Genomic DNA, 11913 nt, shown 5'->3' on the forward strand with positions numbered 1-11913 from the left:
GTCGGTTGGTTCCCACGACGAACTGTCCTATCGATGCCGGTAGTGACCGATGGTCGCAGTCGTAGAATCGATTTGACCGAGGTCCGGGTTGAGCGGTTGAGCCCACCTCGTTCGCGTTGCAGCACATCGCCTGCCGATCCATTCCACGCGGCGGGCGGGTGCGCCAGACGTGCGCTGAAAGGTCTGTTCCCGGGGAGGGGGCGTATCGGAAGAGCACACTTTTTTGACTTCAGTGACCTGCACCAGGAAACAAGAATGAACGTCCGCGAACTCCTGCAATCCAAGAAAGAAGCTGTCATCACCATCGACGCCGAGGACACCATCGGTGCCGCCGCCCACAAGATGAGCGCGAACAGGATCGCTGCGCTGGTGGTGATGAAGGACGATGCCCCGGTCGGCATCATTTCCGAGAAGGACATCGTGCGTACCCTGGCCGACGACGGCCCGCAGGCCGGCCGCCGGGTGATCTCCAGCCTGCCGTCCACCGGCCTGGAAGGCATTGCGCCGGACGCGACGCTGAAGCAGGCCATGTCGTTGATGACGTACTCGCGGCGCCGTCATCTGATGGTGACCGACGGCAACCAGCTGGTCGGCATCCTCAGCCTGGGCGATATCGTGAAGAACCTGCTGGGCGAGCTGGAACTGGAAAAGGCCGTGCTTCAGGACATCTACATGGCCGCCCACTGAGGGCTGCAGCGCTGGAAGCAGGGAAGCCGGGCATTGCCCGGCTTCTTCGTTCACGGCTTCGGTGATATCAGAACGTGACCTTTACCGAGTCGGCGCTGTAGTTCGCAGGACCGTGATAGACCACTTCGATGTTGTTGCCGTCCGGGTCGAGCACGAAGGCGCCGTAGTAGCCCGGGTGGTAGGGGCGTTCGCCCGGCGCGCCGTTGTCGGTGCCGCCGGCGGCGATCGCGGCGGTATGGAAGGCATCGACGGTGGCGCTGTCGCGGGCCTGGAAGGCCAGATGGTGCCGGCCGGTCAGCTGGCCGGCGGCGGCCTCGCTGCTGGCGCTGGAAATGAACAGCTCATCGGCCCAGAAGTAATCATCGCCTTCGCCGGCGATCGGGATGCCGATGGTGTCGAACACCGCCTGGTAGAAGCGGCGGCTGGCGGCCAGGTCACGCACCACCAGCTGGATGTGGTCGATCAGGCGGCCGCGGTGCAGTTCCATCGTTTCCATACGAACCTCGCAAAAAAGGGGACGGAGGGGATTAAGTCGCTTCCGGCCAATAGTGCCAGAAATGACTTAATCCCCTCCGTCCCCTTTTTGTCAGTTGGCGATGATTTCGACCCAGTAGCCGTCCGGGTCCTTGATGAAGGCCAGATTCTTCATGCGGCCGTCGGTCAGGCGTTTCTGGAAGGTCACGCCGAGGTCCTCGAAGCGCTGGCAGGCGGCCTCGATGTCCGGCACCGACACGCAGATGTGGCCGAAGCCGCGCGGGTCGCTGTTACCGTCGTGGTACACCGCACCGGCCTGGGTTTCGGTACCGTGGTTGTGGGTCAGTTCCAGCACGCCCGGCAGGCCGGCCATCCACAGGCGGCGCTGGCTGTCGTCTTCCGGCACCACTGCGCCGGCCGGCACGTAGGCCAGGAAGTACAGGCTGAACTGGGCGTCCGGGAAGTCGCGCTTGTCGATCAGCTGGTAACCCAGCACGCGGGTGTAGAAGTCCAGCGAGGCGGTGATGTCCTTCACCCGCAGCATGGTGTGGTTGAACACGAAGCCGCTGGTTTCGGCCGGGGCCTGGGCGGCGACGCCGGGGACATCGCGCAGGGCGGGAATGGTCATGGGGGAGGTCCTTCAGACGGGGCCGTTGCCGGCCGGATGGCGCCATTCTACCGGCCCGCACCTGACGGCACCGCGACGTACAATGGCCGGATCGCACCGTTCCGTCCTGATAACGATTGCCCGCCATGTCGCAGCGTGAATGGGTGGCCGCCGCCATCCGCAAGATCGAAGCCGATTTCAACCGTTCCGCCGATACCCATCTGATCCCGCTGGCGCTGCCCGGGTTCGAGGGCATCGACCTGTACCTGAAGGACGAGTCGAGCCATCCCACCGGCAGCCTCAAGCACCGGCTGGCGCGCTCGCTGTTCCTGTACGCGCTGGCCAACGGTTGGTTGCGCGAGGGCCGGCCAGTGATCGAGGCCTCCAGTGGCTCGACCGCCGTGTCCGAAGCCTATTTCGCGCGCCTGCTGGGCCTGCCGTTCATTGCGGTGATCCCGGCCACCACCTCGCCGGAAAAGATCGCGGCGATCGAGTTCCACGGGGGCCGCTGCCACCTGGTCGAGCGCGCCTGCGACCTCAACTGTGATTCGGAAAAGCTGGCCCGCGAAACCGGCGGCCACTTCATGGACCAGTTCACCTATGCCGAGCGGGCGACCGACTGGCGTGCCAACAACAACATCGCCGAATCCATCTTCAAGCAGATGGCCGAAGAGCCCAGCCCGGTTCCGGAATGGATCGTGTGCAGCCCGGGTACCGGCGGCACCGCCGCCACGCTGGGCCGTTATGTCAGCTACCGCCGGCATGACACCCGCATCCTCTGCGCAGACCCGGAAGTGTCGGTGTTCTTCGACGGCTACAAGGCTGCCGTGGCCGGTGAACAGGACTGGCGTGGACTGACCTGCAGCGGTGGCTCGCGCGTGGAAGGCATCGGCCGGCCACGGGTGGAGCCGAGTTTCATCCCGACCAGTGTCGATGCGATGGTGAAGGTGCCCGATGCGCTGAGCCTGGCCGCGATGCGCCATGTCAGCCGCCAGCTCGGCCGCCGTGTCGGTGGCTCCACCGGCACCAACTTCATCGGCGTGCTGCAGGCCGCGCAATGGATGCGTGAGGCGGGCCACCAGGGCAGCATCGTCAGCATCCTGTGCGACAGTGGCGAGCGCTATGCGCAGAGCTATTACGACCCGGCGTGGTATGGGCGGCAGGGGATCGATGTCGACGGCGCCGATGCGCAGCTGGCGGCGGCGGTGGCCGGGCAGGGGTTGCCCGAACTGCCGTGGTGCAGCCTGGAAGCGTTGTAACGCGGCAACGCACGGCCGGCTGTGCATCGGCTGGGTAGCGTCGACTGTTGGTCCACTGCTCCACGTTCAGGTCGCCAGAATCCCGCGCTGCGCGTGAAAGTCGACCCACAGTCGACTCCACCCGGTCGCCGGGGCGTCTCAATACCCCGCTGCGGTGAACGCATCCAGCACCGCATCGCGCAGCGCATCAGGCAACGCCTCGATGTCCATCGCGCGGTCATCCAGGTGCAGGCTGGGGTCCAGGATGCTGGCGCGTCCCTGGGCCAATGCCTGCAGCCACAGCAGCACGCAGATCACGAACTCGCGCTCGTGGCCCAGCTGCAACTGGCTGGCGCCGCGCTCGATCACCTCGAACGGGTACCACTCCTGGGCATCGTTGAACGTGCCGCCCTGCTGCAATACCGCCTGCAGCTGCTCCAAATGGCGGGGGGCGTCGTCGCCGGCATCGCACAGCGCGGCGATCCAGGCCAGTTCTGCCGGGCTGGCGGACAGCGCCAGCGAGCGCGCCGGTGAGATGGATGCCACTGCAGCCAGACCTTCCATGTAGGGCCTCGTTCGGTAAGTACCGCTGCGGACTCCCCCGCAGCCAGAGCTTCGGTGCGCGGCCGTCAGGCCGACGTGAACGCCGGCGCATGCCCCCTTGTCAGCCGCGCCTGTCAGCGCCATATCTGGGAAGCTGCCCGCCCGCCGGGCCCGTTCCCTGGAGATCTGCCGTGACCGTTGCCAACCCCCTGCTCGACTTTTCCGGACTGCCGCGCTTTGACGCGATCCGCCCCGAGCACGTCGCGCCGGCGCTGGATGTGCTGCTGGCCGAGGCCGAAGCCGCCGTCAGCGCAGCCGAGCGGGTGCAGCCGGTGCGTTGGGACACCTTCGTCACCCCGCTGGATGACGCCACCGAGCGCCTGTGGCGTGCCTGGGGCCTGGTCGGCCACCTGCAGGGGGTGGTCAACACCCCGGAACTGCGTGAGGCCTACAACGGCAACCTGCCGCGGGTGACCCGTTTCGCCAGCGCGCTGGGCCAGAACCTGGCGCTGTATCGCCAGTACCAGGCACTGGCCGCCAGCCCGGAGGCGGCGCATTTCAATGAAGCCCAGCGCAAGGTGCTGGACAACACGCTGCGTGACTTCCGCCTGGGCGGTGCCGAGCTGGCACCTGAGGCGCAGCAGCGCTTTGCGGCGATCAAGGAGGAACTGTCGGCGCTGTCGGCGAAGTTCTCGCAGAACGTGCTCGACGCCACCGATGCATGGTCGCTGTACATCGAGGACGAAGCGCGACTGCTGGGCCTGCCGGAAGACGTGAAGGCTGCCGCGCGCGCTGCGGCAGAGAAGGACGGCAGGACCGGCTGGAAACTGACCCTGCAGATGCCGTGCTACCTGCCGGTGCAGACCTGGGCTGAAGACCGCGACCTGCGCGAGATCCTGTACCGTGCCAGCGCGCAGCGTGCATCGGAGTTCGGCGATGACGCGCTGGACAACAGTGGCAACATCGACCGTATCCTTGCCCTGCGCGCCGAACTGGCCGCGTTGCTCGGCTTCGATTCGTACGGCCATTACTCGGTGGCGACCAAGATGGCGCAGGACCCGGCCGAAGTACTGGGTTTCCTGCGTGACCTTGCCGCGCGAGCCAAGCCGTTCGCGGCCAAGGACCGCGCCGAGCTGGAGCAGTTCGCACGCGAGCAGCTGGGCATCGATGACCTGCAGGCCTGGGACCTGGCGTTCGCCGCCGACCGCCTGAAGCAGGCGCGTTACAGCTATTCCGAGCAGGAAGTGAAGCAGTATTTCACCGAACCGAAGGTACTGGGCGGCCTGTTCTCGGTGATCGAGCAGCTGTATGGCCTGCATGTGCAGGAAGACAGCGCACCGGTGTGGCACGAAGACGTGCGCTTCTTCCGCCTGGTCGATGCGCAGGGCGCGCTGGTCGGCCAGTTCTACCTGGACCTGTACGCACGCGAGGGCAAGCGCGGCGGTGCGTGGATGGACGATTGCCGCAACCGTCGCGTGCGTGGCGACGGCAGCGTGCAGACGCCACTGGTCTACCTGGTGTGCAACTTTGGCCGGGGCGCCAACGGCAGGCCGGCGACCTTCAGCCACAATGAAGTGACCACGCTGTTCCATGAGATGGGCCACGGGCTGCACCAGCTGCTGACCCGCATCGGCGAACTGGGCGTGGCCGGCATCAACGGCGTGGAATGGGACGCGGTGGAGCTGCCCAGCCAGTTCATGGAGAACTTCTGCTGGGAATGGGACCACCTGCAGGGCATGACCGCGCACGTGGACAGTGGCGAGCCGCTGCCGCGCGCGCTGTACGAGCGCATGCTGGCGGCGCGCAATTTCCATAGCGGCATGGCCACGGTGCGCCAGCTGGAGTTCGGCCTGTTCGACATGCTGCTGCACAGCCAGTTCGAACCGGCGCAGGACAGCGTGCTGGCACTGCTGGACCGAGTGCGCGCGGAAGTGGCCGTGAACCACCCGCCGGTCTGGAACCGCTTCCCGCACCAGTTCAGCCACATCTTCGCCGGTGGTTACGCCGCGGGTTACTACAGCTACAAGTGGGCCGAAGTGCTCAGCGCCGATGCCTACGCCGCGTTCGAGGAAGCGCCGCAGGCACTGGCTGAAACCGGTGCACGCTTCCGCGATGAGATCCTGTCGCGTGGTGGCAGCCGCCCGGCGGCGGAGAACTTCAAGGCCTTCCGCGGCCGCGCGCCGCAGATCGACGCGCTGCTGCGGCACTCGGGCATGGCGTAAGCGAAAAAAAGGGGACGGAGGGGATTAAGTCGTTTGTGCACAAACGACTTAATCCCCTCCGTCCCCTTTTTCTATTCGGCGTAGATCATCTTCCGGGTCATGCCGCCGTCGACGATGAAGTCCTGGCCGGTGCTGAAGCCGGACAGCGACGACAGCAGGTACACCGCCAGCGCGCCGATGTCCTCGGGGCGGCCGACCCGGCCGACCGGGTGCTGTGCCTGGTCGATGGCCGAGTACTCCGGTGCGTGTCGCCGCGAGGGAGCCTGCCAGGCCGTGGTGCCGATCCAGCCCGGACTGATGCTGTTGACCCGCACCGTTGGGCCGGCACTGATCGCCAGCGCATGGGTGAACGCCACCAGCCCGCCTTTGGCCGCAGCATAGGCCTCGCTGTGCGCTTCGGATTGCCAGGCGCGGGTCGAGGCGATGTTGATGATTGCGCCGGCGGCGCTGGCCGTCAGCGCCGGTAGTGCGTGCTTGCTGCACAGGAAGGCACCGTGCAGCGAGGACAGGCGGCGCTGCCACTCGTCCCAGTCCATGTCCTGCAGCTGCGTGCCATGCGGTCCGGCGATGCCCGCGTTGTTGACCAGCCCGTCGATACGGCTGAAACGCCGCAGGGCCACGGCGATGAAGTCGCGCACGCTGGCTTCGTCGGTGATGTCCAGGCGCTGGAATGCGGCCTCGCCACTACGCTGCCATTCCGCCAGGCACGCCTCGCCGGCCTCCACGTCCAGGTCGCCGATCAGCACGCGTCCGCCGGCACCGAGCACGGCCTGTGCGATGCCACGGCCGATGCCGTTGGCGCCGCCGGTGACCAGCACCACCTTGCCCGACAGCGGCGCGGCCGGCCATGCGGCAATCGGCGGCACCGTGCTCACGTCAGGTCTTCGCCACGCAGGCGGCGATGCCAGCCGTCCACGCCGATGCGGTCCAGGGTCTGGATGTTGCGCTCGACGATCACGTCCGGGTCCGGATAGACATCCACTGCGCGCGCCACGCTGTCTTCGCGCAGCAGGTGCAGGGTGGGGAAGGGCGCGCGATTGGTGTAGTTGCTGGCGTCGTCCGCTGCCACGCCGTCGAACTGGTAGTCCGGGTGGAAGCTGGCCACCTGCAGGATCCCCTGCAGGTCCAGTGCCTCGATCGCCGCATCGGCGTTGTCGAGGAAGTCGTTGTAGTCGAGGAAATCGGTCAGCACCTGCGGATGCACGATCAGCGTGGTATCGATCTGCTCGGCCGGCGTATCGCGCAACAGCACCAGTTCCTCGGCCAGCTGCTCAACCAGCGCTTCCGGCGTGGTCGCATCACTGAGCACGATGCGGACCTGGTCCTTCACATACACCGCCTTGGCGAACGGGCACAGATTCAGGCCGATGACGATGCGCTCCAGCCACAGGCGGGTGGCAGCGATCGGGTCATCGGTGGGCAGGGGGGAATCGGTCATGGCGGGCACGTCGGCTGGCGGGGCCGCCATTGTAGGCGCGTCGTTGGCAACGCGCCGTCGTGCCTGCCGCTGGCAGCGCCGGGGCATGCCCGGCGGATGCCTCAGTCGCGGAAGTTGTTGAACTGCAGCGGCAGCTCGAACTTGCCGGCCTTGAGCACGGCGATGGCGTCCTGCAGGTCGTCGCGCTTCTTGCCCTGCACGCGCAGCTTGTCGCCGTTGATCTGGCTTTCCACCTTCAGCTTGGCATCCTTCAGCGCCGCCGCGATCTTCTTGGCGATCTTCTGCTCGATGCCCTGCTTGACGGTGATCTTCTGCCGGGCCTGGGCCAGGTTGGTCTCGATGTCGCCGAACTCCAGGCTGAGCACGTCGATGCCGCGTGCGGCCAGGCGAGCACGCAGGATGTCGTTCATCTGCTTGAGCTGGAACTCGGTCGGCGCGGTCTGGTTGATGACATCGCCGTCGCGCTCGAACTTTGCGTCCACGCCCTTGAAGTCGAAGCGGGTGGCCAGTTCGCGGTTGGCCTGGTCGATGGCGTTGGTCAGCTCGTGGGTGTCGACTTCGGACACGACGTCGAAGGAAGGCATGGGCGGTGCTCCGCAGGTTTCAGTGGCGATCATTCTATCGCGAGGGCCCGCATGCCCGTCCCCTGTAGAGCCGAGCCCACGCTCGGCGGCTTTGTGAAGAGCAGCCGAGCGTGGGCTCGGCTCTACAGAAAGCGACGACCGGGCGATAATGGGCCATGAACGTGCAACGCTCCCCTTCGCGTGCGGTGGCCTGGATGGTCGCTGCGGTCGCCTGTTTCTCGCTGATGGACGCTGGCATGAAGCAGCTGTCGGCCAGCTATCCGACCCTGGAGGTGACCTTCCTGCGCGGCGCGGCCTCGTTGCCGTTCGTGCTGGTCTGGGTGTTGGCCAGCGCCGGCCCGCGCTCGCTGGTGCCGCGTCGCTGGGGCCTGCACCTGCTGCGTGGCGCGCTGGGCATGGCGATGATCGGCTGCTTCGTGTTCGCCCTGCGCGACCTGCCGCTGTCCACCGCCTACACCATCTATTTCGTCGCCCCGTTGCTGATCGCCGCCTTGTCGGTACCGCTGCTGGGCGAGCGGGTCGGGCCACGGCGCTGGGTCGCCATCGGCATCGGCCTGGTCGGCGTGCTGGTGGTGCTGCGGCCGGGCGTGGACGGTTTCATCTCGGTGCCCGGCCTGATGGTGCTGGCTGCGGCCACCGCCTATGCCGTGGCGGCGATCACGGTCAGCCTGCTGACCCGCACCGATACCTCGCAGTCGATGGTGGTCTGGTTCCTGGTGATCATGGCCATCGGTGCCGGCCTGCTGTCCCTTCCCGGCTGGGTGCCGCTGCAGCTGGCGCATGCGCCGCTGATCGCCGGCATGGGCCTGGCCGGGGCGCTGGGCCAGATCGCCCTGACCAAGGCGTTCCAGCTGGGAGAGGCCTCGATGATCGCGCCCTTGGAATACAGTGGCCTGGTCTGGGTGATCGGTTGGGATCTGGCCTTCTGGGGCCAGCTGCCTGATGGCTATACCTGGGTGGGCGCCGCGATCATCGTGGCTTCGGGACTGTACCTGCTGCATCGTGAGCGCCTGAACCGGGTGCAGCCACCTAAGCCGCTGGACCATCCCTGAGCCGGTTGGGCCTGGGAATGGGGTCAGAGCCCCTGCCAACACGTCGGCGCGGGCGGCTTAGAACCAAAAGGAATAACATTCTGGCCCATGGCGCGGGCGCGCGACCGCCTGCGCTGGTAGGCTGCACGCCCCCTTCCGTCACCCAGCCGGTGAGCCACGCCCGTGATCGAGTTCCAGCGCCTGCACAAATCCTATGCCGTTGCCGGCCGCGAAGTCAGCGCGCTGCAACCGCTGGACCTGACCATCGAGGCCGGTGAGGTATTCGGCATCATCGGCCATTCCGGCGCCGGCAAGTCGACCCTGATCCGCATGATCAACCGCCTGGAAGAACCCAGCGGTGGCCGGCTGCTGATCGGTGGCGAGGATGTCACCGCACTGGACGCGGACGGCCTGCGCACGCTGCGCCGGCGCATCGGCATGATCTTCCAGCACTTCAACCTGCTGTCGTCGCGCACGGTGGCTGGCAATGTCGCCTTCCCGCTGGAGCTGGCCGGCACGCCGCAGGCGGAGATCGACGCGCGCGTGGCCGAGCTGCTGCAGACCGTGGGCCTGGAAGCGCATGCGCAGAAGTATCCGGCGCAGCTGTCCGGCGGCCAGAAGCAGCGTGTCGGCATCGCCCGTGCGCTGGCGACCCGCCCGCAGATCCTGCTGTGCGACGAGGCCACCAGCGCGCTGGATCCGCAGACCACCGCCTCGGTGCTGTCGCTGTTGTCGAAGATCAACCGCGAGCTGGGCCTGACCATCGTGCTGATCACCCACGAGATGGACGTGATCCGCCGTGTCTGCGACCGCGTGGCCGTGCTCGATGCTGGCCAGATGGTCGAGACCGGTCCGGTTACCCGGGTGTTCCTGCATCCGCAGCACCCGACCACGCGGCGGTTCGTCAGCGAATCGGAGCACGTGGACGAAGGGGCGTTGCACCGCGATTTCGACGTGGTGGGCGGGCGCATCGTGCGCCTGACCTTCCTCGGCGGCGACACCTACGAACCCCTGCTGGGCAGCGTCGCGCGCCAGACAGGGGTCGACTACAACATCCTGTCCGGCCGTATCGACCGGATCAAGGATACCCCCTATGGCCAGCTGGTGGTCGCCCTGGTGGGCGGTGACCAGTCCGCCGCGCAGGCTGCCTTCGTGGCTGCCGGCGTGCATGTCGAGGAGCTGCGTCGATGATCATCGCCACTGCCGGCGGTTTCTTCCGTCACCTGGATGCGGGCAAGTGGGCCGACATCGGCCAGGCCACCCTTGACACCCTGCTGATGCTGCTCGGTTCGCTGCCGCTGACCCTGGCCATCGGCCTGCCGCTGGGCGTGCTGCTGTACCTGTTCGGGGCGCCGCAGATGAAGCGCCGGCCGTTTGCCTATGGCGTGCTGGCTCTGGTGGTGAACCTGCTGCGCTCGGTGCCTTTCATCATCCTGATGATCGTGCTGATCCCGGTCACGCTGTTCCTGATGGGTACCTCGCTGGGCGTGCGCGGCGCGATCGTGCCGCTGGTGATCGGCGCGGCGCCGTTCTACGCGCGCCTTGTCGAGACCGCGCTGCGCGAAGTGGATCGTGGCGTGATCGAGGCGACCCAGGCGATGGGCGCCACCACCTGGCAGCTGGTCACCCGGGTGCTGCTGCCGGAAGCACGACCGGGGCTGATCGCCGGGGCGACGGTCACCACCGTGGCCCTGATCGGCTTCACCGCGATGGGCGGTGCGATCGGTTCCGGTGGCCTCGGCGACCTGGCGTTCCGCGATGGTTACCAGCGTTCGCACACCGACGTGGCGCTGGTCACCGTGGTCCTGTTGCTGGTCCTGGTGCAGCTGCTGCAGATGCTCGGCGACCGCCTGGTCGCGCATTACAGCCGCAAGTAACAGAATGCCGGGCGGCAGCCGGCCAGCGGCCGGCTCTACCCGATTGCCGGGAAAAAAACGGTAGTGCCGGCCGCTGGCCGGCAATTCCACGTGCGGTCAACGCGCGTTCGGTACTTCGTAGCCCAGCTTGCCGACCTGTTCCGGATGCTGAGGCACGCGCTTGAGCTTGTCGGTGTTCACGCCGTACTCGTCGCGCAGGCGCTCGGCCAGCTCCTTGTACAGGGCTTTGTCCATGTCCGGCTTGCGCGCGAAGATCCAGGCCATTTCGCGGCCCGGATAACCGATCAGTGCCCATGAATAGTCCGGGGCCACTTCCAGTACCCGCGAATGGGTCGGCACCACGCGATAGAACCAGGTTCGCCAGCCATGGTTGCCGCTGTCCGGATCGACGCTGGCACGTGCGCGAATTTCCTGCAGTGGTTCGCCGAAGCCATCACGGTAGCGGTAGGTGATGGCGACCTTGTGCTCGTCGCGCAGCTCGTACTCGTTGACGCTGGCGACATGCCCGCGTTCGATGAAGTTCGGCACGCGGCCGATCACATACCAGGTGCCCATGAAGCGCTTCAGGTCGATCGGCGCCCCCGGGTCGGCCGCGTCGGTGGCGCTGGCGCGGGGCGACGGCGGCTCACTGGCGGCCATGGCAGGACCTGCCAGGGACAGAGCCAGCAGCACGGCGCAGAACGGGCGGATCGAAGTCATGCGGGAGCGGGCTCCAGTGGGCTTGCACGCGCATGGTCGACTGTGTGCACGCGATCCGTCAATGGTGTCGCATCCTGTGAGAAGGGGCTTGCCCAAGCTGTGTTGCATTGTCTACCGGAGAAGCCCCCATGAACGCTCGTTCCGTCCGTCGCCCTGCAACTGAACGCGTCATCGAACGCGCCGACCCGCGCCTGCTGCGCGGCGTGCGGCAGCTGGCCCTGGCTGGGCTGGCGCTGGTACTGGTCTGGCCGGCGGCGCGTGGCAGCAGCGCATGGCTGGGCTGGCTGCCGATGTGGCTGGTGGGCATGCCGCTCGCGGCCTGGTGGGCGCTGCTGCGCTTTCCGCTGCCGCACCCGTCATGGCGATGGCGGGCGCGGCGTACCGGTGGACAGGCGCGCCGTCGGCCGGCTTCCGCCGCACGCGGCCGGCGCGGTCCGGCGGCCACGGCCTGACCTTCGACACGGGGGAGGCCGCGACATTCCGTGCTAGCGTTCCCCGGCTTATGACTGCCTG

Annotated in this window: 14 protein-coding genes; 7 read left to right on the forward strand and 7 right to left on the reverse strand. The window is 67.1% G+C overall.

Annotated features, from left to right (window positions below; all coding sequences use genetic code 11):
- Positions 1-255: 255 nt before the first annotated feature.
- Complete coding sequence (locus tag VG561_RS11540; RefSeq protein WP_014648481.1) at positions 256-687, forward strand: CBS domain-containing protein; 432 nt, start codon at positions 256-258, stop codon at positions 685-687.
- A gap of 67 nt (positions 688-754) precedes the next feature.
- On the opposite strand, the gene VG561_RS11545 is transcribed toward VG561_RS11540, so the two are convergent.
- Together VG561_RS11545 and gloA are read right to left on the reverse strand one after the other, a co-directional pair.
- A complete protein-coding gene (locus VG561_RS11545) occupies positions 755-1183 on the reverse strand; it encodes a VOC family protein (RefSeq protein WP_049404183.1) in 429 nt (142 codons plus the stop codon).
- 90 nt (positions 1184-1273) lie between these two features.
- Positions 1274-1789 (reverse strand): lactoylglutathione lyase, encoded by a 516-nt coding sequence (gene gloA, locus VG561_RS11550; RefSeq protein WP_014648479.1) that lies wholly within the window; start codon positions 1787-1789, stop codon positions 1274-1276.
- A 125-nt stretch (positions 1790-1914) separates the two neighbouring features.
- Here gloA and VG561_RS11555 point away from each other — a divergent pair, with 125 nt between their 5' ends.
- A complete protein-coding gene (locus tag VG561_RS11555) occupies positions 1915-3027 on the forward strand; it encodes a PLP-dependent cysteine synthase family protein (RefSeq protein ID WP_014038552.1) in 1113 nt (370 codons plus the stop codon).
- A 138-nt stretch (positions 3028-3165) separates the two neighbouring features.
- On the opposite strand, the gene VG561_RS11560 is transcribed toward VG561_RS11555, so the two are convergent.
- Positions 3166-3570, reverse strand: coding sequence for a hypothetical protein (locus tag VG561_RS11560; RefSeq protein WP_014648478.1), 405 nt, complete (start codon positions 3568-3570; stop codon positions 3166-3168).
- 170 nt (positions 3571-3740) lie between these two features.
- On the opposite strand from VG561_RS11560, the gene VG561_RS11565 reads away from it, so the two are divergent.
- Positions 3741-5771, forward strand: coding sequence for a M3 family metallopeptidase (locus VG561_RS11565; RefSeq protein ID WP_032961226.1), 2031 nt, complete (start codon positions 3741-3743; stop codon positions 5769-5771).
- Between the two features lie 71 nt (positions 5772-5842).
- Here VG561_RS11565 and VG561_RS11570 read toward each other — a convergent pair whose 3' ends face one another.
- The 3 genes from VG561_RS11570 to VG561_RS11580 form a co-directional block, all read right to left on the reverse strand.
- Positions 5843-6646, reverse strand: coding sequence for an SDR family oxidoreductase (locus VG561_RS11570; protein ID WP_032961223.1), 804 nt, complete (start codon positions 6644-6646; stop codon positions 5843-5845).
- A complete protein-coding gene (locus VG561_RS11575) occupies positions 6643-7209 on the reverse strand; it encodes a DUF1415 domain-containing protein (RefSeq protein ID WP_049406028.1) in 567 nt (188 codons plus the stop codon). The genes VG561_RS11570 and VG561_RS11575 overlap by 4 nt, the downstream gene beginning before the upstream one ends.
- Before the next feature lie 101 nt (positions 7210-7310).
- Positions 7311-7793 (reverse strand): YajQ family cyclic di-GMP-binding protein, encoded by a 483-nt coding sequence (locus VG561_RS11580; RefSeq protein WP_006471121.1) that lies wholly within the window; start codon positions 7791-7793, stop codon positions 7311-7313.
- Positions 7794-7948: 155 nt separating this feature from the next.
- Between VG561_RS11580 and VG561_RS11585 the strand changes: the two genes are divergently transcribed.
- From VG561_RS11585 to VG561_RS11595, 3 genes are all read left to right on the forward strand, one after another.
- Positions 7949-8845 carry a DMT family transporter gene (locus VG561_RS11585; protein WP_014648474.1) on the forward strand — a complete coding sequence of 299 codons (897 nt, stop codon included), beginning with the start codon at positions 7949-7951 and terminating at the stop codon, positions 8843-8845.
- A 162-nt stretch (positions 8846-9007) separates the two neighbouring features.
- Complete coding sequence (locus VG561_RS11590; protein ID WP_014648473.1) at positions 9008-10015, forward strand: methionine ABC transporter ATP-binding protein; 1008 nt, start codon at positions 9008-9010, stop codon at positions 10013-10015.
- Positions 10012-10701 (forward strand): methionine ABC transporter permease, encoded by a 690-nt coding sequence (locus VG561_RS11595; protein WP_134809318.1) that lies wholly within the window; start codon positions 10012-10014, stop codon positions 10699-10701. The genes VG561_RS11590 and VG561_RS11595 overlap by 4 nt, the downstream gene beginning before the upstream one ends.
- 96 nt (positions 10702-10797) lie before the next feature.
- On the opposite strand, the gene VG561_RS11600 is transcribed toward VG561_RS11595, so the two are convergent.
- Entirely contained in the window at positions 10798-11400 is a 603-nt protein-coding gene (locus VG561_RS11600) for a lipocalin family protein (protein WP_014648471.1), read from the reverse strand.
- 128 nt (positions 11401-11528) lie between these two features.
- Between VG561_RS11600 and VG561_RS11605 the strand changes: the two genes are divergently transcribed.
- The gene (locus tag VG561_RS11605) at positions 11529-11852 is read left to right on the forward strand and encodes a hypothetical protein (RefSeq protein ID WP_049439992.1); all 324 of its coding nucleotides are present in this window, start codon (positions 11529-11531) and stop codon (positions 11850-11852) included.
- The last annotated feature ends 61 nt before the right edge of the window (positions 11853-11913 follow it).

The sequence above is a fragment of the Stenotrophomonas sp. CASM110 genome (genome assembly GCF_049384345.1).
Lineage (GTDB): Bacteria > Pseudomonadota > Gammaproteobacteria > Xanthomonadales > Xanthomonadaceae > Stenotrophomonas > Stenotrophomonas muris.